26 protein-coding genes are annotated in these 25,802 nt (G+C 71.0%); 8 read left to right on the forward strand and 18 right to left on the reverse strand.

The features are described from left to right. Nucleotides 1–248: 248 nt before the first annotated feature. Genes Vlu01_RS11275 through Vlu01_RS11285 form a run of 3 tightly spaced genes read right to left on the reverse strand, consistent with a single transcriptional unit; the run spans nucleotide 249 to nucleotide 2,780 of the window. Entirely contained in the window at nucleotides 249–917 is a 669-nt protein-coding gene (locus tag Vlu01_RS11275) for an HAD family hydrolase (protein ID WP_203997378.1), read from the reverse strand. A 38-nt stretch (nucleotides 918–955) separates the two neighbouring features. Continuing rightward, complete coding sequence (locus Vlu01_RS11280; RefSeq protein WP_203997379.1) at nucleotides 956–1,207, reverse strand: glutaredoxin family protein; 252 nt, start codon at nucleotides 1,205–1,207, stop codon at nucleotides 956–958. Next, a complete protein-coding gene (locus Vlu01_RS11285; protein WP_239095834.1) occupies nucleotides 1,200–2,780 on the reverse strand; it encodes an AMP-binding protein in 1,581 nt (526 codons plus the stop codon). Before Vlu01_RS11285 ends, Vlu01_RS11280 begins: the two co-directional genes overlap by 8 nt. 596 nt (nucleotides 2,781–3,376) lie before the next feature. Here Vlu01_RS11285 and Vlu01_RS11290 point away from each other — a divergent pair. The 3 genes from Vlu01_RS11290 (at nucleotide 3,377) to Vlu01_RS11300 (ending at nucleotide 6,450) form a co-directional block, all read left to right on the forward strand. Next, a complete protein-coding gene (locus Vlu01_RS11290; protein WP_203997383.1) occupies nucleotides 3,377–4,324 on the forward strand; it encodes an ECF subfamily RNA polymerase sigma factor, BldN family in 948 nt (315 codons plus the stop codon). 274 nt (nucleotides 4,325–4,598) lie between these two features. Then, on the forward strand, nucleotides 4,599–5,456 hold the full coding sequence (locus Vlu01_RS11295) for a DUF5667 domain-containing protein (protein ID WP_203997384.1): 858 nt from the start codon (nucleotides 4,599–4,601) through the stop codon (nucleotides 5,454–5,456). A 124-nt stretch (nucleotides 5,457–5,580) separates the two neighbouring features. Continuing rightward, nucleotides 5,581–6,450, forward strand: coding sequence for an HAD family hydrolase (locus Vlu01_RS11300; RefSeq protein ID WP_203997385.1), 870 nt, complete (start codon nucleotides 5,581–5,583; stop codon nucleotides 6,448–6,450). A 70-nt stretch (nucleotides 6,451–6,520) separates the two neighbouring features. On the opposite strand, the gene Vlu01_RS11305 is transcribed toward Vlu01_RS11300, so the two are convergent. After that, nucleotides 6,521–9,475 carry a hypothetical protein gene (locus Vlu01_RS11305; protein ID WP_239095835.1) on the reverse strand — a complete coding sequence of 985 codons (2,955 nt, stop codon included), beginning with the start codon at nucleotides 9,473–9,475 and terminating at the stop codon, nucleotides 6,521–6,523. 49 nt (nucleotides 9,476–9,524) lie between these two features. Then, nucleotides 9,525–10,010, reverse strand: a complete 486-nt coding sequence (locus tag Vlu01_RS11310) for a hypothetical protein (RefSeq protein ID WP_203997386.1) — start codon at nucleotides 10,008–10,010, stop codon at nucleotides 9,525–9,527. Nucleotides 10,011–10,161: 151 nt separating this feature from the next. On the opposite strand from Vlu01_RS11310, the gene Vlu01_RS11315 reads away from it, so the two are divergent. Then, nucleotides 10,162–10,884 (forward strand): hypothetical protein, encoded by a 723-nt coding sequence (locus Vlu01_RS11315; protein ID WP_203997387.1) that lies wholly within the window; start codon nucleotides 10,162–10,164, stop codon nucleotides 10,882–10,884. Here Vlu01_RS11315 and Vlu01_RS11320 read toward each other — a convergent pair. From Vlu01_RS11320 to Vlu01_RS11370, 11 genes are all read right to left on the reverse strand, one after another. Further along, nucleotides 10,826–11,797: a lysophospholipid acyltransferase family protein gene (locus Vlu01_RS11320; RefSeq protein ID WP_239095836.1), complete on the reverse strand. Its 972-nt coding sequence runs from the start codon at nucleotides 11,795–11,797 to the stop codon at nucleotides 10,826–10,828. The two genes, Vlu01_RS11315 and Vlu01_RS11320, sit on opposite strands and share 59 nt — an antisense overlap. Beyond that, nucleotides 11,794–12,867 (reverse strand): NAD-dependent epimerase/dehydratase family protein, encoded by a 1,074-nt coding sequence (locus tag Vlu01_RS11325; protein ID WP_203997388.1) that lies wholly within the window; start codon nucleotides 12,865–12,867, stop codon nucleotides 11,794–11,796. Before Vlu01_RS11325 ends, Vlu01_RS11320 begins: the two co-directional genes overlap by 4 nt. A gap of 117 nt (nucleotides 12,868–12,984) precedes the next feature. Next, nucleotides 12,985–13,086: a 30S ribosomal protein bS22 gene (locus Vlu01_RS11330; protein WP_007465623.1), complete on the reverse strand. Its 102-nt coding sequence runs from the start codon at nucleotides 13,084–13,086 to the stop codon at nucleotides 12,985–12,987. Nucleotides 13,087–13,308: 222 nt separating this feature from the next. After that, complete coding sequence (locus Vlu01_RS11335) at nucleotides 13,309–13,518, reverse strand: helix-turn-helix domain-containing protein (protein WP_007465625.1); 210 nt, start codon at nucleotides 13,516–13,518, stop codon at nucleotides 13,309–13,311. 225 nt (nucleotides 13,519–13,743) lie between these two features. Continuing rightward, the gene (locus Vlu01_RS11340; RefSeq protein ID WP_203997390.1) at nucleotides 13,744–14,928 is read right to left on the reverse strand and encodes an ABC transporter permease; all 1,185 of its coding nucleotides are present in this window, start codon (nucleotides 14,926–14,928) and stop codon (nucleotides 13,744–13,746) included. Further along, complete coding sequence (locus Vlu01_RS11345) at nucleotides 14,925–15,632, reverse strand: ABC transporter ATP-binding protein (protein WP_203997392.1); 708 nt, start codon at nucleotides 15,630–15,632, stop codon at nucleotides 14,925–14,927. The genes Vlu01_RS11340 and Vlu01_RS11345 overlap by 4 nt, the downstream gene beginning before the upstream one ends. Continuing rightward, entirely contained in the window at nucleotides 15,629–17,017 is a 1,389-nt protein-coding gene (locus tag Vlu01_RS11350; RefSeq protein ID WP_203997393.1) for an efflux RND transporter periplasmic adaptor subunit, read from the reverse strand. The genes Vlu01_RS11345 and Vlu01_RS11350 overlap by 4 nt, the downstream gene beginning before the upstream one ends. A 42-nt stretch (nucleotides 17,018–17,059) precedes the next feature. After that, complete coding sequence (locus tag Vlu01_RS11355; protein ID WP_239095837.1) at nucleotides 17,060–18,448, reverse strand: hypothetical protein; 1,389 nt, start codon at nucleotides 18,446–18,448, stop codon at nucleotides 17,060–17,062. Between the two features lie 73 nt (nucleotides 18,449–18,521). Then, complete coding sequence (locus Vlu01_RS11360) at nucleotides 18,522–19,109, reverse strand: TetR/AcrR family transcriptional regulator (protein WP_203997395.1); 588 nt, start codon at nucleotides 19,107–19,109, stop codon at nucleotides 18,522–18,524. Continuing rightward, nucleotides 19,102–19,902, reverse strand: a complete 801-nt coding sequence (locus Vlu01_RS11365) for an alpha/beta fold hydrolase (RefSeq protein WP_203997398.1) — start codon at nucleotides 19,900–19,902, stop codon at nucleotides 19,102–19,104. Before Vlu01_RS11365 ends, Vlu01_RS11360 begins: the two co-directional genes overlap by 8 nt. Nucleotides 19,903–19,992: 90 nt before the next feature. Continuing rightward, on the reverse strand, nucleotides 19,993–20,913 hold the full coding sequence (locus Vlu01_RS11370) for a proline dehydrogenase family protein (RefSeq protein WP_203997399.1): 921 nt from the start codon (nucleotides 20,911–20,913) through the stop codon (nucleotides 19,993–19,995). 68 nt (nucleotides 20,914–20,981) lie between these two features. Between Vlu01_RS11370 and Vlu01_RS11375 the strand changes: the two genes are divergently transcribed. Genes Vlu01_RS11375 through Vlu01_RS11385 form a run of 3 tightly spaced genes read left to right on the forward strand, consistent with a single transcriptional unit; the run spans nucleotide 20,982 to nucleotide 23,032 of the window. Next, nucleotides 20,982–21,287, forward strand: a complete 306-nt coding sequence (locus Vlu01_RS11375) for a hypothetical protein (protein ID WP_239095838.1) — start codon at nucleotides 20,982–20,984, stop codon at nucleotides 21,285–21,287. 2 nt (nucleotides 21,288–21,289) lie between these two features. Beyond that, nucleotides 21,290–22,456, forward strand: coding sequence for a glutathionylspermidine synthase family protein (locus Vlu01_RS11380; RefSeq protein ID WP_203997400.1), 1,167 nt, complete (start codon nucleotides 21,290–21,292; stop codon nucleotides 22,454–22,456). An 18-nt stretch (nucleotides 22,457–22,474) separates the two neighbouring features. Further along, nucleotides 22,475–23,032, forward strand: a complete 558-nt coding sequence (locus Vlu01_RS11385) for a CGNR zinc finger domain-containing protein (protein WP_203997401.1) — start codon at nucleotides 22,475–22,477, stop codon at nucleotides 23,030–23,032. A 10-nt stretch (nucleotides 23,033–23,042) separates the two neighbouring features. Here the strand turns inward: Vlu01_RS11385 and Vlu01_RS11390 are convergent, their stop codons facing one another. Together Vlu01_RS11390 and Vlu01_RS11395 are read right to left on the reverse strand one after the other, a co-directional pair. Further along, nucleotides 23,043–23,849: a sugar phosphate isomerase/epimerase family protein gene (locus Vlu01_RS11390; RefSeq protein WP_203997402.1), complete on the reverse strand. Its 807-nt coding sequence runs from the start codon at nucleotides 23,847–23,849 to the stop codon at nucleotides 23,043–23,045. 75 nt (nucleotides 23,850–23,924) lie between these two features. After that, complete coding sequence (locus Vlu01_RS11395) at nucleotides 23,925–24,869, reverse strand: Ppx/GppA phosphatase family protein (RefSeq protein WP_203997403.1); 945 nt, start codon at nucleotides 24,867–24,869, stop codon at nucleotides 23,925–23,927. 72 nt (nucleotides 24,870–24,941) lie between these two features. On the opposite strand from Vlu01_RS11395, the gene Vlu01_RS11400 reads away from it, so the two are divergent. Beyond that, nucleotides 24,942–25,754 carry a DUF3109 family protein gene (locus Vlu01_RS11400; protein ID WP_203997404.1) on the forward strand — a complete coding sequence of 271 codons (813 nt, stop codon included), beginning with the start codon at nucleotides 24,942–24,944 and terminating at the stop codon, nucleotides 25,752–25,754. The last annotated feature ends 48 nt before the right edge of the window (nucleotides 25,755–25,802 follow it).

The raw sequence follows: 25,802 nt of genomic DNA on the forward strand, positions 1-25,802 counted from the left end.
CAGGGCGCGTCGGAACTACAGAGTAGGCGCTTGTGAAGACGTGCACAAATCGCGATCTTGCTGGCACGGCCCACGCCCTCACCGACTCCTCCATCCCACAAGATCGATCACCACCTTGCCGTGCGCACCTGCGCGATTATGACTCAATCCCGACTTCTCTGACCAATCACACGCAGCTGCCGGCCCCATTTCTCATCGGCCGATCACGAAGTTGTCGCCCTGACACGCGGCTTTCGAGCGCGACACCTTCATGGTCGACGGGGCGAATCGGTCACGGTGGTGGCGAGGGTCACGGCCTCGGTGAGGGTGTCGGCGACGGGGTGCCCGGAGGCGAGCAGGCGGTAACGGTCGGTGAATCCACCGGTGTAGAGGACAGCGTGGGCACCGACGGCAAGGGCGGCGTCGGCATCGTCCAGCGAGTCGCCGATCAGCACCACCGACCGACCGTCGACGCCCAACGCGTCAAGATGCCGCGCCAGCGACTCCGCCTTACGGTCACCGCCGACCTGCGCCCGTAGCCCGTCGATGCGGGCGAACCGACCGCTCAGGCCGTACGTGTCGACGGTGGGCACCAACTCGTCGTGGAACCACATCGACAACAGGGACTGACTGCCCGACCAGGCCGCTATCGCGTCCACGGCGTCGTGCGCCAGCTCACAGGTGGTCAGACCGACCCGGTACGCCTCGTGGAAGATCTTGTCCAGCCGACCGAAGGCGTCGTCGTCCACCGTTCGGCCGAGCACCTCCGCGTAGTAGTCGGCGATCGGCCGGCGGAACCGGACCCGGTGCTCGTCGGGGCTGACGCTCGGCCCGCCCTCGCTGGCGAACACCGCGTTGGTGCAGGCCACCACGAGACTGAGATCGTTGAGCAGGGTGCCGTTCCAGTCCCACACCAGATGAGGGGTCGCAGGGGTCATCGCCGCACCTTATCCGGCGGCAACGGGCGGCGGCGGCCTCAGAGCTGCGGGGTGGTCAGGTCCCGCAGCAGGCGCTCCTCCTCGACCCGCCAGTAGCCGTGTTCCCTGCCGTCGAGCAACACCACCGGCAGCCGGTCGCCGTACTCACGTTCCATCTCCACGTCACCGCTGACGTCCCGCTCGATCCACCGGTCGCCGGTGACCGCGACCACCCGGTCGAGCGCCGCCTTGGCGTCCTCGCAGAGGTGGCAGCCGGGGCGAGTGATCAGGGTCAGGCGGGGCTCACGCATCGGTCTCCTCCGTCGTGCCGAGCACGGTCTTGCGTACCTTCCCGATCACCGAGCGCGGCAGCACGTCGACGAACTCGACCTCGGTCGGGCACTTGAATCTGGCCAGATTACGCGTGCAGTGGGCGATCAGCTCGGAACCAGCGACCTCGGCCCGCGGCGCCGGCACCACGTACGCCCGGACAGTCTCCCCGGTCCTCGGGTTCGGCACGCCCACTACCGCCGACTCCGCCACCGCCGGGTGGGTGGACAACACCAGTTCCACCTCGCGCGGGTACACGTTGAAGCCGTTGACCAGAATCAGCTCGCCGATCCGGTCGACCAGGAAGAGATCGCCCTCGGCATCGGCGTACGCGACGTCGCCGGTGGCCCACCAGCCGTCGGCGTCCGGTCCGCCTGCGCCGTCCGGCCAGTACCCGGAGAAGAGGTTCGGGCCGCGGACCACGAGTTGGCCCGGGTCGGTGCCCGCAGCGGGGTCGGTGAGGTCCATCTCGTCCGGGTCGTCCTCCGGCGCGGCGACTCCATCGCGCCACAGTTCCGTACCGTCCGCCCCGACCAGCCGCGCCTGGACCCCGGGCAGCGGGCGGCCGATCGATCCAGGCTTGGGTTCGCCCCTGACCAGGGTCGAGGTGAGCACCGGAGCGGTCTCGGTCAGGCCGTACCCGACGTGCACCGGGCGACGCGCGGCCTCGGTGAAGCGCGCCGCGTCGGCCGGCTCCAGCGGCGCCGCGCCGCAGACCACGTGCCGCACCGCGACCATCGCCGCGGCGATGCTGTCGGCGTCCGCCCGGGACCAGGTCTGCACCATCGACGGTACGCCCACCAGCACGCTCGCCCGGTGCCGGGCGATCTCGGCGAGCGCCCCGTCAGGTCCCGGATCGTCGACGAGCACCCCGGTCGCAGCATGGTGGATCACCGCACCCAGCCCGGTGTTCAGTCCGTAGGCGTGGAACAGCGGCAGGGCCAGCAGCACCGTGTCGTCGGGGCCGACGACCGGGGGTTCGATCCGGCCGATCTGTTCGTGGTTGGCCGCCAGGGCCCGGTGCGAGAGCATGGCCCCCTTCGGCCAGCCCGAGGTGCCCGAGGTGTAGAGCAGCATCGCCAGCTCGTCGGCGCCCCGGGTCGGAAACGTCCGGTCGCCACCGGTCGTCGGCGCACTGGTGTGCACCGCGACCAGCCCGGGCAGGTCCAGCTCCGCCAACAGGTCCCGGATCCGTTCGGTACCGATCAGCACCGACGCACCGGAGTCCGTCAGGACGTGTCGCAGCTCGCGTGCGGTCAGACCGGGGTTGACCGGTACCGCCGTCAGGCCGGCCCGCAGCACGCCGAGCAGGCTGATCACGAACTCCGGCACGTTGGGCAGCGCCACGACGACCCGCGCACCCGGCCGGGTCGCGTCGGCCCCCGGCACCGCGTCGGCCAGAGCCCGGGCCGCCCCGCTCACCGCCTCGTCCAGTTCGGACCAGGTGATCGTCTGATCCTGCCAGTGCAGAGCGGGCTTGTCGGCGTGCAGCTCCGCCGCCCGGCGGACGCGATCGGCGAGACTGTGACCGGTGACTGAGTCAGGATCCTGCACGGTGGCTGAGTCTGGCACAGCCCGATCGGCGCGGCCATGCCCGCGAGCCACCGGCCACCCCGCCTCAGGTGAAGGCGTCAACCGTCCAGGACGGTGCGGCGAGTCCCGTCGACGGAACCTGACGACATCACCGACGGTGCGGAACGGGTGCGGCGACAAGCGCACCGCAGGTGTCCGCTCCCGGGGGTGACGTCAACCTCGACCGAGCCGGAGCGCCAGCCGCGATACCGCCCCCTACCAGCAGGAACAGCGACTCCACTGGGGATCACGCGGACCGTCGGTTGTCAACCACACCCGACGGACAACCGGTCCGCCAGTCCTGCGACACGTCGGTGAATACTTCGGCCCTGTGTAACGGACTTGCCACGCGCGGGTGACGTTGGCCCTATCATCACTCGGGTCGGCTCACCCCATTTGCCGTGAGTCGACACCCCTCAGCCCGAGGAGGCCCCCGTGCCGTTGAGCGCATTGGACCAGCACCTCAAGGGGATTTGCCGCCCGTCGGCACACCCCGGAGCCACCCTGCCCGACAGGGCAACGACCGAACGAACGGTTGTTGCCGGCTCGGCGGCCACCGGCGGAACGGAGGCGGCACGATGACCACCTTCGGCTTCGCCGAGCGGCCGGTCGGTCTGACCGGTCCCGCCGCCCGCACTCCGATCAACGAACGCGGCGGCGCCCACGGCGCGCCGGACGCGTCGGCCAACCTCGCTGTCCGGGGCGACGGCGCCGCCCGCCGGGTAGGCAGCCGGCCTCATCAGAACGAGCCGCCGCATCGACCATCCGTGCCCGGGGGAAACGCGAAACCCCCAGGTGGGCGGGTCGCCTCCCCGAGCCGACCGACGATGCCGGCCCAGGCTCGACGCAGCGGGGACGCGCCGGTCGCCGAGGTATCCACCACCGAGACCGCGGTACTTCCGGCGGTCACCGAGGCGACCGGCAGCTCGACCGGGTTCCCGAGCCGCCCCGATCCGTCCGATCCGGCCACCGAGGTCTGGGCCCTGGTCGAACGTGCCCAGGCGGGTGAGGCCGAGGCGTTCGGGCTGATCTATGACCGCTATGTGGACACTGTGTTCCGCTTCGTCTACTTCCGGGTCGGTAATCGACAGCTCGCCGAGGATCTCACCTCGGACACCTTCCTGCGCGCCCTCAAGCGAATCGGTAGCTTCACCTGGCAGGGCCGGGATCTCGGTGCCTGGCTGGTGACCATCGCGCGCAACCTGGTCGCCGACCATTTCAAATCCGGCCGGTACCGGCTGGAGGTGACCACCGGCGATGTCCTCGACGCCGATCGGGAGGACCGTGGCCCGGAGGGCAGCCCGGAGGCGGCGGTGGTGGAGCACATCACCAATGTCGCGCTGCTGAGCGCCGTGAAGCGTCTCAATCCCGAGCAGCAGGAGTGCATCGTGCTCCGCTTTCTCCAGGGCTTCTCGGTGGCCGAGACGGCCCGGGCGATGGGCAAGAACGAGGGCGCGATCAAAGCACTCCAGTACCGAGCGGTCCGGGCCCTGGCACGACTGCTCCCGGACGGCTTCCAGCCGTGACCTTCGCACGCCGACACGATGGCGGCCGGTTCCGACCGGTTGCTGGGCTCCGCCGACCTGGACACGATCACTTTGCGTAATTTCGGCGCGGGCCGGGCCGTAACCCGCCCCCGGCGCGGCGCGTTTCTCCGGGTGCGACCGATGACAGTCCGGGAGCCCTCGGGGTGACCTGCGACGGTGCCGACGACGGCCATCCGCCGTGGTGTCACGAGGTCATCGGTCGCTGGTGGTGAACGCGGCCGACCGGCCGTGACCAGCGAGAGGAGGTGCCACGGTGGACAACGCCCTCTTCTCCCGTCGGCGCGCCGAGCGCTTCGCGCAGCTTCTCGACGAAGCCAACGGCGGCCGACGTCATCACGTGCGATCCAGGGACGACGACGGGCTTGTGCCGCTCGTCACGCTCGGCCGAAAACTCGGGACCAACCCGCCGACCGTTGAGGTCGACCCGGAGTTCCGCACCGGCCTGCGGGCGATGTTGCTGGCCACCGCCGCTCGTGAGGGTGTCGGCGCGCCTGTCGCCGGACCGGTCGACAAGGCCGCTTCCGGTCGTGGGTCACTACTGCCTGCGGTCACCGCCCGACGGGCCCGCGCCCGCGGAGCGATCCTGATCGGTATCGCCGCCGGAGCGGTGGCCGTCTCCGGCATCTCCGCGGCCAGTGAGAACGCCGTACCCGGTGACGCGCTGTACGGGATGAAGCGCAGCACCGAACGGGCCCAGCTCGCGCTCACCAGTTCCGACATCAGCAAGGGACAGCTCTTCCTCGACTTCGCCCGCACCCGGTTGGCCGAGGCGGCCACCTTGCGGGACGGCCAGAGCGGCTACCGTGCCGTACTGGACGACATGGACGCGGACACCCGACAGGGCGTACGCCTGCTCACCGGCGCTGCCGCGCAGCGCTCGGATCCAGCGGCGCTGGCCGCGGTCGACGCGTTCCTCAACCAACAACGGCGCTCCCTGGGCGCGCTGGAGGGCCGGGGCTCCCGGGCCGATCGCTTGCGCACAGGCGAATCACTGGCGCTGCTCGACGCTGTCGTCGAGCGGGTCAACGCCACACGCGCCGCTATCGCCTGCGGCCAGCAGGTCACCGCCAGCAGCGACCCGCTCGGTCCGATCCCCGCCACCTGTTCCTGACCGGTCGCGCGCTTCGGGTCGGCCGGAATCGGACCTCCACCCTTTGTGGGATGCGCCTGGGCACCCGGCTGGAGCCCGGCCGCCGGTTACTCTCGCGATGGTGACGGCGACGTGAGGGGGGCGGATGGCGCGCAGCCGCAAGGTGACCGTCAGCACCGACGCACACGGCCACATCGCTGGTTGGGCACAGGCCGAGCCGGCTCCCCCGGCCGCACCCGACCCGAGCGCAGCGGCCTTCTTCGACGTGGACAACACGATGATGCAGGGCGCCTCCATCTACTGGTTCGCCCGTGGGCTCGCCGCGCGCAAGTACTTCACCGCCAGCGACCTGGCCCGGTTCGCCTGGCAGCAGCTGCGCTTCCGGCTGCTCGCCCGGGAACACGCCGGCGACATGTCGCAGGCCAAGGAGGCCGCCCTGGCCTTCGTCGAGGGCTGGCGGGTGGAGGATGTCGAACGGCTCACCGAGGAGATCTTCGACGAGATCATGGCCCCCCGGATCTGGGCTGGCACCCGCCGGCTGGCACAGCGCCACCTCGACAGCGGCGAACGGGTCTGGTTGGTCAGTGCCGCCCCGGTGGAGATCGGCCGCGTGATCGCCGCCCGGCTTGGGTTGACCGGTGCGATCGGTACGGTCGCCGAGATGATCGACGGCGTCTACACCGGACGGCTGGTCGGCGACCTGATGCACGGACCGGCCAAGGCCGAGGCGATCAGCGCGCTGGCCGCGGTGGAAGGGCTGGACCTGAGCCGCTGCGCCGCGTACAGCGACTCCGCCAACGACCTGCCCATGCTCTCCCTGGTGGGCCGGGCGGTGGCCGTCAACCCGGACACCGCGCTGCTGCGTCAGGCCCGCCGGTCCCGTTGGGAGGTACGCGACTTCCGCACCGGTCGACGGGCCGTCAAGATCGCCGTCCCGTCGTCCGCGGCGGCCGGGCTCGTGGTCGGTGCGGTCACCGCCGGCGTGGCGTTGCAACGACGCCGCCGCAGCGACTGAGCGCGCCCCGCCTCGGCACCGTGCTGGTGCCGAGGCGGGGCGGACGGCGGGGCCGGTGCGCCCGGACCCGTCAGTAGCCGTCGCCGCAGGAGTGACCCGGGTTGCTGCCGATCGGCACGAACGCCATGGCGTCGAAGGCGACCGCGTCGAAGTTCCGGGTGAGGACCGTCCCGACGTTGTTGAGCTGCACCTGCGCCCCCCGACCCAACTCGTACGAGCCCAGGTACACCCACTTGTCCTCGCCGAGGTTGGCGGGATTCGGGTTCGGGATGCCGCCGGGCAGCGCCCAACCCGCCTCTTGGGCGAGGTCGAGCACACAGGTCCGCTGTTCCCCGATCGTACCGGTGGTGATCAGATACTCCGCGTGATGGTAGTCGGCACCGTGGCTGGGTACGTGCGCGACGATGTCGTAGCGGGCACGCTCGCCGGGGACGAGGTCGAGATTCGGTGTCCACGACCCGACGATCCGGCGGTTCGCATTGCTGCTGTTGACGTACGTGAACCAGATATGACCCTTGTAGCCGGCACCGATCTGGTGCAGGTCGATGTCGGCGTACGGCGCCGTGGGACCGCCGGCCGGTGAACCACGCCGGATGGTGAACTTGCCATCGGTGGCGCCGATGTCGCACCCGAGGTTGTACTGCCCGGTGTCGTTGAGCGAGTAGACCATCGACATCCGCTTGTTCCGGTTGCGGTTGCCGTTCTTGTCGCCGGTGAACGTCTCGCAGTTACGCGGGTAGATGCGTTTGACCCCGGGTTCGGCGGTGCCGGCTCCGTAGCTGAGCTTCTCCCGAGCGCACTCCCCCAGCAGACAGTTGCCCGAATTCGCCACGCCGTGCCACCAGCAGGCTTCGGAATCCGCTGGGCAGCCATTGGTGGCTGGTGAGCAGCTGTTGACCTCGGAGCAGAACGCGTACCGGTCCGGGATCGAGAGCACCTTCGTGAACCGGGGCGGGTAGTCGGGCGAGTTAGCGCCGTACTCCGGGTGGGAGTATGCCTCCGACATCAACGGGAAGCCCTTGAGCTGCGGCGTCTCCACCCAACCCATGATTCGCTCCGGGTACGCCCATTCGTTCGGCCGCTCGGCGTCGGCCATCGTCTCGCGCAGGAAGGGCGCCCGGTTGGCCGGGTACCTCGGGTTGGCGGGGTTGTTGAACCAGCCGATCCCGAACCGGCCCTTCTGCAGGTCCGTGTTGCGGCGATCGTACGGGTAGTAGCCGCTGTTGTAGGCCCAGACGGCGAGGAACCAGTTCTCGACCCAGGTCGGGTCATTGTTGTTCATGTAGCTCTGGTTCGCGTTGAGCTCGCTGTTCATCTGGTTCCACTTTTCGATCAGGATGTTGAGCCCGGCGGCGATGTTGGCCGCGTAGTCAACCGCGATCGCTCGGCGCTGCGTGTCGGTGAACAGGTTGCTGTCCACCCGCATCCCGTCGGTGACCTGACCGATGCCGTACCCGCAGTCGGTCTTGCTGAAATCGATGACGTCGAGGTTGTCCCCGTTGCCGTAGTAGCTGGCGATCAAGGGGTTTCCGGTGTCACCAGGAACGACCCGCCACGACGCCTGGGAAAGGTTCGTCTCCTGGGCCAGGACGGCGAGCATGACCTGGGCCGGGACCCGCCCGCCGCCGGCGAGCTGGCGCAGCGGGAACAGGCCCTGCGGTTGGTACGCCGGCAGGCCCGCCTTCAGGTAGTTCGCCGGACGAGTGACGTTGAGCCGCCCGTGCACCGCCTGGTTGACCGCCCACTCGACCATGTCCGGGCTGGGTTGCAGGGGCTGCACCCGGGGGTCGTTGCGCGGGATCGCGCAGGTCGGGGTGCCGATGTCGGCCGCAGCCGTGGCGGTGCGAAGCGGCACCGCACCGGTACCCAGTTCGACGTCGAGCTTCGGCGCCAGCGTGGTGTCCAGCGTGTGGACGGCCTGCCGCCCGCTGACCGTGGCCCGCACCGCCACCCGGAGATCACCGGCGTCGGCCGGGTCCGCCGGACGCAGCGGCTGGCCGACCGAACGCATGCTCTGCTGGGTGAGTACCTCCTCGGCGACGAGGTGGCCCTCGGCGGAGAGCGCGCGTACCTGGCGGGTGGCCGGCAGGACGCTCAGCTCCGGCATGCTGCCACGCATGCTGGCCTGCCCGACCAGCACGTTGCGTCCGCCCCGCTGGCCGAACAGTTGGAGCCGCTCCCGGGGGCCGGTCGCGGTGACGGTCAGCCGCCCGTCGCGGAACCGCTGGGCGACCGCCTGCTCACCGTCCACGCTCACCAGGTCGATGCCGCTTCCGGCGGTGGCCTGCACGGCGAACGGTTGGCCCTGCGGCTGGGCCAGTCGGGTGGTCCGGCCGGTCCGCTCGACGCGTACCAGCTGGCCGCCGAGAATGCCGTAGTCACCGTCCGGTGCCGGCGCGGGTGTGGTGAGTTGGCCGTCGACGCGGCGAGTTCGGGTCACCCGGCCCTCGGCGGCGTCGACGGTGAGCAATTCGGTGGCGACGGCGAAGTCATCGCCCACGGATCGGGTCAGCAGCGCCCGATCGCCCGGACCGCAGGCAGGGTTGAAGTAGGCTAACTCGACGCCGGTGGCCACATGAGTGGCCTTGCCGGTGGCGATCTCCACCACCGCCGCCAGGGCGCCGGCCCGGGAAAGTTCCGGCTTGTTGGCAGCCTTCTTGGGTGCGAAGACGGCGACCGCGTACCGACCGGAGCCGGTGACGCAGACGGCGCCGGTCCACGGACCGACCGCGATCGAGCTGGAGGTCAGGGTGGCCAGCGTCGACCACCCGAAGGCGTCGGACTCCCGGGCCACGTAGAGGTGGTAACCGTCGGTGTCGCCGGCCCCGGTCACCAGCACGTCGGTGGACTTCCGCCACGCCTTGCCCAGCGCCTCGTCCGGCGCGGTGAAGGCCGCCGGTGCCGCCGGGCGTTCCGGCTCGGCCGCGCCGGCCGGCGCCGATGCCGGCAGGCCCGCGGCCGGTATCACGACCACGGCGGTCGCGGCGGCGGCCCAACGCCGCCATGTCCTTTTCAGTGAACGCATGATTCCCCCGTCAATGCCACTGTGGATTGTCATCGGTCGCGCTAGCAGATCAGCGCCACGAAGTGCACGCGTTGAAGCCGCCGGAGGCGAAGTCCATGTCTGGATCGACGCCCTTGTGGCTGCCGCAGAACTTGACCGACTGCTGCCAGTCGACCATCGGAGTGGTGTAGTTTCCGGCGTTGCTCATCTGGAAGAAGTTCGCGAGGACGTTGACGCCGCCGTACTCGGGCTGCGTCCAGAGCTGCGCATAGAGGAAACCGAATATCTCGGGAGCGTTCAGCTCGCCCCACATTGCCTTGCAGGCCGGGCTGTACCAGAGATCTCCCCGTGGCGGTTGGGTCACGTCGGGATCGACAAGGGTGAAACCCCTGATGGCGAAGGCGCCGTCCCGACAGCCCTGCGCCGCTGCCATCTTGCCGTGGCACGCGGCTCCGACGCACCCGGGCGCCGCCGCAGCTGGAGCGGTCGGAGCCAGGAGCAGAAGCCCGACCAGAAAGGTGAACAAAAAGGACATGCGCGCATAGAAGTCGCTCACGTTTCCCCCGTGTGGTGACCGCTTACCTGATATCAAGACCCTTACAGGTTTCGATTGCTCACGCAACGTTGACCGCACCTCCACCCGGTGCTAGCTTGGCCCGGTCGACGAGGTCCTTTGTGGCCTTGGTGCACGACGACGGGGGACACGCATGACCGGCCAGATGGAGGCCGACGCACACCGGCGGCCGCGCTTCGGGCGGGGCGGGAAGGCGCTGCTGGCGGGGCTGATTCTGCTGATCATTGCCGCCCTCGCGCTCGGCGCAACGTGGTGGCGCGGCGACCGGGAGCCGGCGGGCAGCGCCGGGTCCGTGGCGTCCGACCCGGTTCCCCACCAGACCGGAGCCCCACCGCAGCAGGAGCCCGCACCCACCGGCGAGGCGACCGACCAGCCATCCGCCGCGCCGCTACCGCCCATTCCCGGGACCACGGTGGAGGCCGTCGCGGCCGGCTGGCGGGGCCACTGGGGCACTCCGCCGAAGGCCTTCGCACGCGGCTACGACACCACCGCCACCATGCCCGGCACCGGCGTGCGCACCCGGTACGGCCTGCTCAAGAGCCCCGCCGGTGACGGCACCTCGGTGGCCACCCTGTTCTGCCTGATCCCTGAGACTAAGGGCGACATCGACGACCGGTTCCTCAAGGCCGTGGTCGACGCGTGCCTCACCCCCGCGCTGCGGGCGAGTGAGCGGGCAACTCTGCTGACCTGGCTGGCCGAGCAGGACTACACCGTCGACGTCTCCGAGCAACTGCCGCTGGCGCGGTTCGACGCCACGGTGACGGCCGTCCGTGGCGACTTCTCGGTGCACCTGCGGTCTAAGGGCCGAACGGGTCAGGCCGGCGCTCCAGCAACTGGTGCAGGGTCTGCTGGATAGTCTCCCGCACCTGGTCGGCGAGGTTGAACACGACAAGCGGATCGTCCGCCGAGTCCATCAGGTGAGCGGTCGGAATCGGCGGGCAGAACTCGATGAGCCACTTGCTCGGCAACGGCACCATGCCCAGCGGCCCGAGCCAGGGAAAGGTCGGTGTCACCGGGAAATACGGCAGCTTGAGCAGTCGGGCCAGTGGCTTGATGTCGGCGAGCATCGGATAGATCTCCTCGCCGCCGACGATCGCCACCGGGACGATCGGCGTGCCGGTGCGTAGCGCCGCTGAGACGAAGCCACCCCGCCCGAAGCGTTGCAGCTTGTACCGGTCCGCGTACAGCTTGCCGACGCCCTTGAAGCCCTCCGGGAAGACACCCACCAGTTCACCGTTGCGCATGAGCCGCTCGGCGTCCGGATTGCAGGCCACCGTGCCGCCGGTCTTGCGGGCGATCTCGGAGACCACCGGCATCCGGAAGACCAGGTCCGCGCCGAGCAGCCGCAGGTAGCGATGGTCGGGGTGCTCGTGGTGCAGCGCGGTGGAGAGGATCAGCGCGTCCAGGGCCACGGTGCCGGAGTGATTGCCGACGAGCAGTCCCGCCCCGTCCGCGGGTACGTGCTCCAAACCGGTGACCTCGGTGCGGAACCAGTCACGGTAGAGCCGGCGCAGCAGCGGATGGAAGACCGCCTCGGTCAGCTCCGGGTCGAAGCCGAACTCGTCCACCTCGTAGTCGCCGGCCAACCGTCGCCGCAGGAAGGCCAGGCCGGTGGCGACCCGGCGGTCCCAGACGTCGCCGGCCCGATCCGGTGTGGTGGGGCGGTGCCCGTTGCGCCGCGCCGGGTCCGCGTCGGGCGACACCGGCGCCGGTACGGCGTACCGGCCGTCGAGGTGCGCCTCGTCATGCCGCTCGTCGGGCCCGCTCATGACCGCTCCCGGACAGCGGTGCGAACCTGCCTGATGTGGTTCAGCACCGCCTGCTCGGCGGCGGCCAACTGTTCCCGGGTGACCACGGCACGCCCGTGGTGCGCCCGGATGAAGTCGTCGAAGGCGGCGGCGGTGGAGCGGGGCGTGAAAGCGTACTCCCGCTCCAGCCGGGAGATGTCCACCACCCGGCCGTGCACGAACAGGTCGACCTGGTCGAGGCCGTAGCGGCCGAAGCCCATCACCCGGGCGAGCGCGGCGGCCCCGGACAGGCCCGGCTCCAGCACCGGCACGGCGACCCGCCCGGCTCGGCGGATCGCCTGCGACAGCGCGAGCACCCCGGGCCCGGCCACGTTGAAGGTACCGGGGTGGTCCTCGACGACCGACCGGTGCAGCACCTCCAGCGCGTCGTCGAAGTGCAGAAACTGCAACCGGGCGTCCCGACCGAAGATGGTGGGCACCACCGGCTGCGCGAAGTAACGGGTGAGCGTGGTGTCGGCCGTCGAGCCGATGAACGGCGCGAAGCGCAGCACGGTGGCGGTGACGTCAGCGCGCCGTCGACGGAAGCCGCGGACGTACCCCTCGATGTCGAGAATGTCGCGGCCGAAGCCGCCACGCGGCACCTCGCGCGGCTCGGTCTCCTCGGTGAAGACGGCCGGATCGCGGAACGAGGCACCGTACGCCGCGGTGGAGGACCGAACCACGATCTTGCGCAACCGTGGTGCCCGCTGGCACGCGGCGAGCAACTGCATGGTGCCGATGACGTTCTGCTCCTTCATCGCCGCCCGACCACCGTGCTGTGGGTCCGGGGAGCTGACGAGGGCCAGGTGCACCACGGTGTCCACGTCGAGGTCGGCGAGGAGACCACCCACCGATCCGGGGTCGACCCGGATCAGGTCGACCCGGTCGAGCAGCGCGTCGATCTCGGAGCCCGGCTCGGGCAGGTCGATGCCGATGACCCGGTCGATCCGCGGGTCGGCGGCGAGCCGAGCAGCGACGTGCGCGCCGAGGTAGCGACTAACTCCGGTCACGACGACGACCCCCGGAGGGCTCTGGGAGCCACCGGGGGTCATGTCTCGCACCTACCCCGGCAGGTGGGACCAAGCCGGGGTAGCCACGGCGTGATCACCTGAGCCTCCGAGGGTCGACAAGATGGCAAATGACGGACGCCGGGGCCAGCCCGGCGTCGGTCACTTGCCGAGACGGCGACGCTGGACGCGGGTCTTGCGCAGCAGCTTGCGGTGCTTCTTCTTAGCCATGCGCTTGCGGCGCTTCTTGACCACCGAGCCCATACGACAGCCTTTCGATGCAACGTGCGGCGCGACCGGGAGGACACCACCAACTCGTGGCGTCAGCGACCGCTTGCGGACAGGGATCGGACCGGCGGGATGGGCGGCGGAGCGCACCAGCGGTCACGATCGGAGTCCAGCGTAGCGGGGAAGCGTCGGCACAACCAACGCACCCCCGCTCGATGCCCGTTCCACCCGGCCTTTGTGACCCGGTTCGCGCCAGGATCAGGCGGTCTCCTGGAAAGCGCCACGCAGGTACTCGTGCACCGCGTGCTCGGGCACCCGGAACGACCTGCCCACCCGCACCGCGGTCAACTCACCGCTGTGCACCAGGCGGTAGACCGTCATCTTCGACACCCGCATGACCGTCGCCACCTCGGCGACGGTCAGGAACTTGACCTCCGACAGCCGACCGTCGGACTGCGACCCGGCCATGGCTCACCCGACCCATCCCATGCCCGGCGCGTGCCGCCACACGGGTCCTCCCGCGCGGCCGGCGACGCGCGTGTTACCAGTACGGTAGCGGGACGGCTGTGACCGGCGCGATCCCTTCCTGCAACTGATCATGATCCGTTGCGGCCTGGCGACGAAAAACCCCTGGTCGGGTGCTGTGTCCCGGATTCCGGCAACGATCAACCTCGGCCGCGGGTATCGGAGAGGTCACTCAGCGCGCAGGGCCACCACCGGATCGAGCCGACCGGCACGCTGGGCGGGCACCACCCCGAAGACGATGCCGACCGCCGCCGAGACACCGAACGCCAGTGCCAACGACCACCACGTCACCGCCGCCGGGATGGGTGAGAGAGCGGCCACCAGCAGTGCGCCGCCCACCCCGAGCGCCATCCCGGTGAGTCCGCCGACGGAGGTCAGCAGCACCGCCTCCAGCAGAAACTGCACGCCGATGTCCCGGGGGCGAGCACCGACCGCCTTGCGCAGACCGATCTCCCGGGTCCGCTCCCGAACCGAGACGAGCATGATGTTGGAGACGCCAACCCCACCGACCAGCAGCGAGATGCCCGCGATGGCGGCCAGCACACCGGTCAGGATGCCGAGGATGTCACCCAGCACACCGAGGATCTGCTCCTGGGTGACGGCGCTGAACTCGGTACCCGGGTGCCGGCCGTTCAGCTCGGCCACGATCCGCTCGCCCAGTTCGTCGATCCGCTCCCGGTCCGGAGCCTTCACCGCGATGGCGTCGACCCGCTGGGTGCCGTAGAGCCGCTGCGCCGCCGTCACCGGTATGTGCACCTCGTCGTCCCGGTCGACCCCGAGGCTCTGCCCGAGCGGGGTGAAGACGCCGATCACCCGGAAACGCACGCCTGCCACGTTGATCTGCTGACCGACCGCCTCCCGGTCCGGAAAGAGGACCCGGGCGACCGAGTTGCCGAGCACCGCGACCCGCCGGCCGGTGTCCACGTCGGAGCCGGTCAGGTAACGCCCCCGGGCGACTTCCCGGGCGAAGACCGTGGGGGTCGTCTCCAGCACCCCCTGGACGGTGGTGAAGTCCTCCCGGTTACCGGCCCGCACGGTCGCTCCGGAGGCGACCGTCACGGCCACCCGGTTCGGATCACCGACCACCCGGCCGACGGCGTCCACGTCCTGAAGGGTGAGCGGAGAGAGCGCCGGCGCGCTACCCACGTCCAGGCGCCCGGGCACGACCAGCAGCAGGTTGGAGCCGAGGCCCTCCACCTGCTGCTCCACCCGCTGCTTGGTGCCGGTGCCGATGGCCACCAGCAACACCACGGAGGCCACCCCGATGATCACCCCGAGCATGGTCAACGCGCTGCGCATCCGGTTCGCGCGCAGCGCGTCCCACGCCACCCGCCACGCCTCGGCCAACCTCACGCGTCGGCCCCGCCGTCCGCGCTGTCGGCGACCACCACGCCGTCGCGCATCGCGATGCGCCGCCGGGCCCGGGCCGCCACCTCCGCGTCGTGGGTGACCATCACCAGCGCCACCCCGGATTCGACGTTGAGCCGTTCCAGCAGTTCCAGCACGGCGGCGCCGGTGGTGCTGTCCAGGTTGCCCGTCGGCTCGTCGGCCAGCAGCACAGTCGGATCCGTGACCAGCGCCCGGGCGATCGCCACCCGCTGTTGCTCGCCGCCGGAGAGCTGGTTGGGCCGGTGGTGCAGCCGGTGTCCCAGACCGACCCGCCCGAGCATCGCGGCGGCGCGCTCACGCCGCTGGCGCGCGCCCACGCCCCGGTACACCAGCGGCAACGCCACGTTGTCCACCGCCGAGGTACGCGGCAGCAGGTGAAACGCCTGGAACACGAAGCCGATCGTCTCGTTGCGCAGCCGGGCCAGCTCCGGGGCGGAGAGGGTGCCCACCTCCCGGCCACCGATCACCAGCCGGCCGCCGCTGGGGCGGTCCAGGCCACCGAGCAGATGCATCAGCGTGGACTTGCCGGACCCGGAGGGCCCGATCAGCGCGACGTAGTCCCCGGCCCCGATGGTCAGCGACACACCCCGCAGGGCGGGCACGGAGACCCCGTCCAACTCGTACGTCCGGGACACCTCGACCGCCTCGATCGCCGGATCCCGGCTCACCCGATCTCCTGGCCCTCGCGGACCTGGTCGGTGCCCCGGATCACGATCCGGTCGCCGGCCTGCACCCCGTCGACGATCTGCACCAGGTCCTGGCCCTGGACGCCGACGGTGACCACGGCCCGGTCGGCCCGACCGTCGCGGACCAACCAGACGGTGTCCCGGCCGTCGACCGAGAAGAGCGCCGACGCGGGCACGGTCACCGCGTCCGCCTCCTCCCGGACCCGAAGCCGCAGGACCGCGTTCATCCCGGGGCGCGGGGTGGGCGCCGGCTCGGCCTCACCGAAGCTGCCGGGGCCGAGGGCGAGTCGCACCCGGTAGCTCACCCCACCCCGAGCCGACGTGCTGGGCAGGACGTCGATCGAACGGACCGTCGCCTGGTAGCTGGCACCGGTGACGGCGTCCAGCTCGACGGTGCCGGTCAGCCCCGGCCGGACCAGCAGCACGTCCGTCTCGTCGACCTCGGCGAGCAGACCCAGCTCGCGGGTGTCCACCACGGTCAGCACCGGGGTGCCGGCGGTGACCCGACCACCGACCGGGACTGCGGTGTCCACGCCCGGCGGCGGTCCGGCCGGCGCGCCGAGGGCCTCCGCACCCATCCCCGACGGCATCCCACCCGATTCGAGCAGCCCGGCGAGCGCCCCTGCCGAGCCACCGCCGGTGCCGACGCCGCCCGGTTGCACGACCCCGGCGATCGGAGCGCGCAGGGTCAACGCGTCGACGGTCGCCTTGGCCAGGTCGTACGCCTGCTGTGCCTGGAGCCGCTGGGCGGTGGCGAGCGCGCTGACCGCGCTGTTCAGGTTGCGGACGCCGCGCTGCACCTCCCGTACCGCCCGGTCGGCGGCCTGGGCTGCCGATTTGTACTGCCGTTGGGCGGCCTTGACCTGGGTCAGCAGCGCCTTGCGTAGTTCCGGGTCACTGATCTTCGCCGCCGCGGCGCGGGCGGCGGCGTGTGCCTCGTCGGCGGCGCGGTCGGTGCCGCGCAGCGACCCGGTGAGGTCGCCGCCGCCACCGCCACCACCGGCGCGCTTCGCGGCGTTCAACGCGGTGCGGGCCTGGCGGAGTCGTTCCCGGGCCGACGGCGAGTGGATCACGGCAAGCACCTGACCCCGCTTGACCCGCTGGCCCGGTTCCACCCGGAGGCGGGCCAGCGTGCCGTCGGCCGGGGCGGTGAGGGTCGCCGCCGCCCGGGCGACGACCGTGGCGGGAGCGTCGATCTCCTCCGCCACGGCGGCCCGCGCTGCCGCGGCGAGCGTGATCGACGGTTCGTCACCGTCGCAGGAGGCAGCGGTGGTCAGGGTCAGTACGGTGACGGCGAGCAGGACGGTGAGCAGGCGGAGCCGCGTGGCTGGCAGCCGCGGCGGGTCGGAGCGGCGCACGCGACACATGCTACGAGCCCCTGTCGATGTCGACCCTGGCAGGCCACCCGGTCAACGCACCGCGCCGCGAATGTACGCGACGCACTCCTTGTGCAGGCTGGCCCAGCTCTCGTCGAAGATCTCCTCGGAGGTCTGGCGCGGAATCCGGCGGTCGTGCAGCACCACCTTCGCGAAGGCCAGCAGGCGTTCCTCACCGAACCGCTCGAGGAAGTAGCGCGCGGCGAGGTACGCGATCCCGTAACTGCCGGTCACCGCCGCGTCGGAGGTGTCCTCGTCAGGGGCGAGCGTGTCGAGCTTGCCGTCCCAGTCTCCCTTGACCAGCCGCCGGGTGTCGCTCAGCCCGGAGTACCGGGCGACGGACTGGCCGTCGGCCGCCGCGAGTTCCGCCAGGCCTTCGACCAGCCACCAGGACGACTCGTCCGAGTAGTCCCGCTTCTCGGGCAACGTGGCGGCATGTGCCAGCTCGTGCCGCAGCACCGTGTCCAGGCCGGGGCCGTAGTCGAAACTGTCGGGCGCGAGGACCAGTTCGTAGTGCCCCCCACCGACGTTGACCGCATACCCGGCGCTCCATTTCGGATGGTCACCGCCGTACCAGCGTTTCCACTCCTTCGGTCCGGCGTAGAAGATCCGGTACCGGTCGGGCTTCGTGCCGGCCACCACGTACTCGTCGGCGACCTTCGCCGCCGCCTCGGCCCGCTTCGACAGACCCGCCAGGCGGTGGCGGTACGCCGGCGGAACGGCCACGATCGTCCGTTTACCCGTCTTGGTGACCAGCGCGCTGACCTCCCAGGGAAGGCTGCCCGGCTGCCCGTTGGCCCGGTCACCGACGGTCGGTGCCGGCTTCGATTTCCCGAGCGCGAGCAGGCGCGGCTCGGCACCGTCGCGCCACCGGGTCTCGACGATCAGCGGGCTGGGACGGCAGTCCGGCACCACGAAGCAGTACTGGAACTCGACCGCCAGCCGCCACTCGCCGGCCTTACCGGCCGTCGTGGGCAGGCCACTCGGCCTGGCCTCCCAGCGGGTCACCCGCAGCGCCCGCAGCGCGGCGTACCGTTGCCGCAGGTCGCTCCGGGCGGCGTTGGCGGCGATACCCAGGAAACCCGACCGGTCGCCGCTGAGCAGGGCGGCGGCCTGTTTGTCGAGCTGCGCGGCGATCCGTTCGGCGACCTGCCGGGCGGCGATCGTGGTGGGGTTCTCCGTCGGAGAGGCAGCGGTGGCCGGCTCGCCGACCTCGACATCGGAGAGCACGCCGGTCAGCAGCACCGCCGGAATGCCGCCGCTGAGCACCAGCAGCACGGCACCCAGTGCCGCCCACAGCCGCCACCGTCGACGCGGCCGACGCGGGGGCACCGGGCCGACATCGGGCAGCACCACCGCCGGAGGATGCGTCGCCTCGATGGTCAAGGGTTGGTCGTCGCCCGCGGGGCCCCCGTGGTTCACCGGCGAAGGGTACGGCCTGCGGTGGTGCCGGCGGAAGTGTGGCCGCGACCGGCCACTGCTGCCGTCCGGAGGTTCAGGCAGCGTCGGGCTCCCCCGGCGTGGGCCAGGAACGAAACGCGACGTCCAGCGCGGCGATCATCCGGTCGAAGGAACTGTCGACGGCGCGGGGTAGTCCGAAATCGCCGGTCGCCTCCAGCGAGACGAAGCCGTGCACCGCCGCGCGGAACATCCGGACCCCGTCCACTGCGGCGTCGCCTTCGATGCCGTACCCCCGCAGGATGGCGTAGACGACGCCGACCGCGCGCTCCCCGGCGGCCAAGTGCGCCGGGTCGGCCGGATCCGGTACCCGCTGGGTGGCCGGATAGCGGCCGGGGTGCCGACGGGCGTACGAGCGGTAGGCGGCGGCGACGGCCCGCAGTGCCGCCGCGCCGCTACGGCCGGCGGCGACTGTGGTCATCTCGTCGGCGATCTCGGCGGTAGCCAGCGCGGACAGTTGCTGCGCGAGCGCCTCGGCGCCTTTGACGTGCTTGTAGAGGCTGGGCAGCGCCACGCCGAGCCGGTTCGCCAGCGCGGCGAGGGTGAGCCGGTCATGACCGACCTCATCGACGAGTCGGGCCGCCTCGCGCACCACGATCTGCGCGTTGAGCCCCGCCCTAGGCACGCTCCACCGCCGCCAGGAAGCCGACCAGCTCGTGGGCCATCGCCTCCGGACGGTCGGCGTGCGGGTAGTGCCCCGCGTCGGTGAGCATCCGCGCCTCGGCGACCGGAAAGAGCCGTCGGGCGGCCCGGGCCTCGGCACCGGGGTCGGAGAAGTCGGGGTCCTTCGTGCCCATCAGCACCAATGCCGGCTGGCGCACCTGCGGGGCGCGGGTGGTCCAGTGCGGCTCCACCGGGTGAATCACCCCCCGCAGGGGCACCATCCGGCCCGGGCGGCGCAGCGCGACCACGAGCTGCCGGCGGTAATCGGCGTCGTCGGCGGGACGGTGCACCGGGAAGAGCGTGCGGTGGAACATCCCGAACAGCCGCGGACTGCGCAGCACCACGGTCTGTGCCAGCCGCATGAAGGGATTGAGTTTCGGCTGGCTGACGAAGGCGCCGACCAGCACGATGCCGTCGACCAGGTCCGGCGCATCGGTGGCGGCGAAGACCACGGCCGCGGCGCTGGAGGAGTTGCCCACCAGGACCGCCGGACCGCCGCCGAGGTCACGCACCACCGCGAGCAGGTCGCCGCCCACCTCCGCCGGGGCGTACGACGGCCAGCCGGTGGTGGAATCGCCGTGCCCCCGTACGTCGACCGAGGCCACCCGGTAGCCCGCCGCCACCAGCAGCGGAATCAGGTGCCGGTAGGAGTGGCGGTTCTCCCCCATGCCGTGCGACAGCACCACCAGCGGCCCCTGCCCGTGCACCTCGTACGCGATCCGGCCGCCGTCGCGCACCACGAAGCTAGTTGTCATAGCCAATAGGCTAATGGGCTTAGCTTTCTCGGTCAAGCAACCACCGCGCACCGCCGACCGGATCGATCGGCGGCACGGCCGCTGGCGGAGCTACCTGCGGGAGGTGAGCGCGCGGGCGAAGAAGGCCACGTTGGCGGGACGCTCGGCGAGACGACGCATCAGATAGCCGTACCAGTCGTCGCCGTAGGGCACGTAGGTGCGCACCGTGTAGCCCTCACCGACCAGGCGGGCCTGCTCCTCCGGCCGGATGCCGTAGAGCATCTGGAACTCGAAGTGGGCGGGGTCACGGTCGAACCAGCGCGCCCGGTCCTCACCGATGGCGATCAGCCGCGGATCGTGGGTGGCGAGCATCGGATAGCCGTCGCCGGACATCAGGATGTTGAGGCACCGGACGTACGACTTGTCGACCTCGCGGGCCGACTGGTACGCCACCGACTCCGGCTCCCGGTACGCCCCCTTGCACAGTCGCACCCGTGACCCGGCCGACGCCAGATCACGGCAGTCGGCCTCGGTACGCCGCAGGTAAGCCTGCAGCACCGCCCCGGTCGACGGATGGTCCTTGCGAAGCTTGGTCAGGATGTCCAGGGTCGAGTCGGTGGTGGTGTGGTCCTCCATGTCCAGGGTGACCGTGGTGCCCGCCGCCTCGGCGGCGGCGCAGATCGCCCGGGCGTTGTCGTAGGCGAGTTGCTCGTCGAACGCCTGACCGAGCGCGGAGAGCTTCACACTCACCTCGGCGGCCGGCGTCAACTTCGCCTCGGCCAGCATCCGCAGCAGCGTGAGGTACTCGTCCCTGGTGGCGTTGGCCTGCTCACCGGTGACGGTGTCCTCGCCGAGATTGTCGAGAGTGACCGAGAGACCGTCGTCGACGAGTTCGCGGGTCGCGCGCAACGCGTCGTCGGTCTTGGCGCCGGCGACGAACCGGCGGACGACGTCCCGGGTGAACGGGGCCGTCGCGACGAGCCGCTCGACCCGGGATGACCGGGAGGCGGCGAGGATGACGGAACGGAGCATGAGCCGAGCGTAACTCCCGCCCGACCGCCAGACAGGTTCCCCGTCCGCCCCGGCCCGGGGCGGACGCGATGGCGTTCATCGGTTACAACCATGTCGTGGAACAACACCCCCGCCGCCGACTTCGATCGGCCTCCGTGCAACTTGGCGCGCTCACCGTCCTGGCGCTCGCCCTCTCCGGTTGCAACATGACCTCCGACGACGACGATGACGACTGCGCCCTCGGCCCCACCGGCGGTGGTGGGACGGTCGCCCTGGCCACGCGGGTCCCGACACCGGCTGCCGAGGCCAGCGGCCGTGCCGCCGCCGAACCGGTCAACGCGGCGGTGCCCGAACGCAGCGGTTTCGGTACCCACCTCGCCTCCTGCGGCGGCTGAGCGTGCGTCGCGAGCCGGCCACACCGCGCCCCGACTGGGACACCACGATCCGCGAACAGGGCCTGGTCTACGTGGACACGGAGCTGCCCGACGGCGGGGTGATGTCGTACTGGGACGAGACCGCGGCGTACGCCTTCGAACTCGACGAGGTGCTGCGCCTGGAGGAGGCCACCGAGGAGCTGCACCGGATGTCCCTGACCGCCGCCGAGCACGTGGTGGCGCGCAACCGGTACGCCGAGTTCGGCATCCCGGAGTGGGCCGCCGAGGCGGTCGCCCGGTCGTTGCGGGAGACGCCGCCCAGCCTCTACGGCCGCTTCGACCTCTGGTACGACGGCAGTTGGCCGCCCAAGCTGCTGGAGTACAACGCCGACACCCCGACCGCGCTGGTCGAGGCGAGCATCACCCAGTGGTACTGGCTGGAGCACACCCGGTCGGAGCTGGACCAGTGGAACAGCCTGCACGAGCGCCTCGTCGGCGCCTGGGCGAAGATCGGCACCGGACTGCACGACCGGAGGGTGCACGTGGTCTGGTCGAACGAGGAGGAGACCGGCGAGGACCACATGACCGCCGGTTACCTGGCCGAGACCGCCCGCCAGGCGGGACTGGACGTCGAACTGCTCCCGATCCAGCACCTCGGCTGGGACGGCCGGCGCTTCGTCGACGCCGCCGACCGCCCGGTCACCACCTGCTTCAAGCTCTACCCCTGGGAGTGGATGCTCGCCGAGCCGTACGGTCCGCTGGCGGTGCAGCCGGGCACCCCGACCACCTGGATCGAGCCGGCCTGGAAGCTGCTGCTGTCCAACAAGGCGCTGCTGGCCGTGCTGTGGGAGCTGTATCCGGGGCACGAGCTGCTGCTGCCGGCGTACCTGGACACCCCGCGCGGGATGTCCGAGTACGTTGCCAAGCCGCTGCTCGGTCGGGAGGGTGCCGCGGTGCGGATCGTCACCCCCGGCAGGGAGATCAGCAATCCGGGTGACTACGGCGACGAGGGCTTCTGCTACCAGGAGTTTCGGGCACTGCCCACGTTCGCCGGGAACCACCTGGTGCTGGGCAGTTGGATCGTCGACGGCGAATCGGCGGGGGCCGGGCTGCGGGAGAGCGCCAGCCTGATCACCGACGGCTACGCACGGTTCCTCCCGCACTACATCGACGCGCCACGCCCGGGATGAGTCGTCTACGGTTGAGACGTGGACTTCGACGCGTACGCCCGGACCGGGGTTGACCTCGTCAACGCACGACTGGACGGCCTCGACGACCTGCGCGCCCTCTTCTGCGACGACCAGGAGTGGATGCGGGACGAGGTCGCGGAACGGGATCTGCCGACTTTCCGGCGCGCACAGAAGCGGCTCCGTCACGTCTTCGCGTACGGCACCTCCGGGCGGGACGCCCAGGCGGTGAGCGAACTGAACTCCCTGCTGGAGATGTTCCCGGTGCAGCCGCGCATCTCCGGACACGACTCCCGGGACTGGCACATGCACGTGACCAGTCGGGGTGCCTCGGTCAGTTCGGAGTACCTCGCCGGCGCGGTGTGGGGCCTGTCGGTGTGGCTGTGCGAATACGGCAGCGCCCGGTTCGGTGTCTGCGCCGACGACCGCTGCGGCAACGTCTACCTGGACACCTCGTCCAACTGCTGCCGGCGGTTCTGCTCGGAGCGCTGCGCCACCCGCTCGCACGTGGCCGCCCACCGGGCCCGCAAGCGGGCCGCCGTGCCCAGTCAGTCGGACCCGCTGACGCCGGTTCCCTGATCGGGCGCGGTCAGGCGTCGACCGGGGACGGCGTGTTCAGGTGCTGACGGGCGAAGGCCAGCGCCTCGGCCAGATCCGCCTCACGGACCTGCCGGCTCTTCGCGCCCCGGGTGGTCACCTCCACCGCCACCGAGCCGGTGAAGCCCCGCCCGGCCAGCGAGCGCAGCAGCTCGGCACAGGGCTGGTTGCCGCGCCCCGGCACCAGGTGCTCGTCGCGCCCCTCGCCGGTGCCGTCACCGAGGTGCACGTGCGCCAAGCCGTCACCCATCCGGTCGGCCATCGCCAGCGCGTCGGTGTGCGAGGCCGCGCAGTGCGACAGGTCGAGCGTGTACGAGGCGTAACCGGCCTGGGTGGGATCCCAACCGGGCACGTACGGGACGAACTGACGGCCGGCCATCCGTACCGGAAACATGTTCTCCACGGCGAACCGCAGGCCGCCGAACTCGCTGGCCACCCGGGCGAGCCCGTCCGCGAAGCCTCGCGCGTAGTCCCGCTGCCAGGTGAAGGGCGGGTGCACCACGACGGTCGGCGCTTCCAGGGTCTCGGCCAGCACCGCCGCCCGGCGGAGCCGCTCCCACGGGTCGGAGCTCCACACCCGCTGCGTGACCAGCAGACAGGGGGCGTGGACGGAAAGCACCGGCACCCCGTAATGCTCGGACAGTCCCCGCAGCGCGCCCGCGTCCTGGCTGACCTGATCGGTCCAGACCATCACCTCAAGGCCGTCATAGCCGTGCGCCGCGGCCAGCTGAAACGCCGCCGCGGTCCGCTCAGGGAAGACCGAGGAACTGGACAGGAGCACCGGGACGTGGGAAGTCACACCACCGAGGGTAGCCGCCCCGCGTTGAGACATCATGACGAGAATACGTAAACCGGACAGCGTGGACGACGGGGATCACACCGAAGCCAGGCGATCCATCCGGCTGAGGATCACACCCTCGCGCAAGGCCCACGGACAGACGTCCACGGAGTCCACCCCGAGTCGACGCATCACCGCCTCGGCGACCACGGCACCGGCCAGCAGTTGATGGGACCGCCCCACGCTGACCCCCTCCAACTCGACCAACTGCGCGGGCGGGATGTGCCGGATGAAGCCGAGCACCTGTCGTAGCCCGGACCGGGTGAGCCGACGTCGGGCCCAGAGCCCGGCTCCGCTGGGTGCCGCACCGGCGAGCCGGGCCAGCGTACGGAACGTCTTGGAGGTCGCCACCGGCCGTTCCCAGCCCACCTCGGTCATCCGCTCGACGACTGGATCAAGCTGAGCGTCGACGTACTGCCGCAACAGTTCCACCGTCTCCGGCGCGGGCGGGACGGTGCTCTCCGGATCCACGCCGAGCCGGTCCCGGGTCAACCGACCGGCCCCGAGGGGCAGGGACACCGCGACGTCCGGATCCTCGTCGATACCGGCCGCGATCTCCAGCGAGCCGCCGCCGATGTCCAGCACCAGCAGCCGCCCCGCCGACCACCCGAACCACCGCCGGACCGCGAGGAACGTCATCCGCGCCTCGTCGGCACCGGAGAGCACCTCCAGCCGTACGCCGGTGGAGTCCCGTACCCGGGCCAGTACGTCGGCCGCGTTGGTGGCGTCGCGCACCGCGGAGGTGGCGAAGGCGATCAGTTCGTCCACCTTCAGTCCGGTGGCCGCCGTACGCGCTGCGTCCACCGCCTGGACCAGGGCGTCCGCGCCGACCTCGCCGAGCGCGCCGTCCGGACCGATCTGCTCGGCCAGGCGCAGCACCGCCTTCTCCGAGTGCGCCGGCCAGGGGTGCGCCCCGCGATGTGCGTCGACAACCAGCAGGTGCACCGTGTTCGAACCGACGTCGAGGACACCCAGTCGCATGGAAGAACCCTAGGCCCACCCGGTTCGCGCCACTCGGCGGCCTACCTGCCCCACCACGCGTACGCTGGCCAGGTGACAGGGCAGATCGAACTGCGTGTGCTGGTGGACGACCCGGCCGATCCGCGCAGCCGGGAAGTGCCGCTGGACTTCCCCCGAGAGTGGATCGAGTTCGTCGACCCGGCGGACGAGCGGCACCTGATCCGGGCCGACCTCACCTGGTTGCTGTCCCGGTGGACCTGCATCTTCGGCCGGGGTTGTCACGGCATCGTTGCCGGTCGGTCGGCCGACGGCTGCTGCTCGCACGGTGCGTTCTTCACCGATTCCGACGACGAGTCGCGAGTTCGTGCCGCGGTGAAGCGACTGACGCCACAGACCTGGCAGCACTATCGGCGCGGTTTCAAGAACTGGACCGAGAACGACACCGTCGACGGCAAGACTCCGGCGCGTCGTACCGCCACCCAGGGGGCGGACGGACCGTGCGTCTTTCTCAACGACGCGGGCTTCCCGGGCGGGGGCGGTTGCGCGTTGCACGCCCAGGCACTACGCGACGGGGCGCATCCGCTGGAGTACAAACCGGACGTGTGCTGGCAGTTGCCGATCCGTCGGGACCAGGAATGGGTCAAGCGGCCGGACAACACGAAGGTGCTGGTGTCCACGCTGGCCGAGTTCGACCGGCGCGGCTGGGGTGCCGGTGGGCACGATCTCGACTGGTGGTGCACCTCCTCCACCGACGCGCACGTGGGCACCGACCCGATGTACCTGTCGTACGCCCCGGAACTGACCGCACTCATCGGCGAGGCCGGGTACGCCAAACTGGCCGAGCTGTGCGTGGCCCGGGCCCGGCAGGGTCTCGTCGCTCCCCACCCCGCCGACGGCGGCGTCTGACGTTCGCGTCACGCGGAACCCTCTCCCGGTCGACCCGGCGGCGGTCGG

The sequence above is a fragment of the Micromonospora lutea genome, assembly GCF_016863535.1.
Taxonomy (GTDB): domain Bacteria; phylum Actinomycetota; class Actinomycetes; order Mycobacteriales; family Micromonosporaceae; genus Micromonospora; species Micromonospora lutea.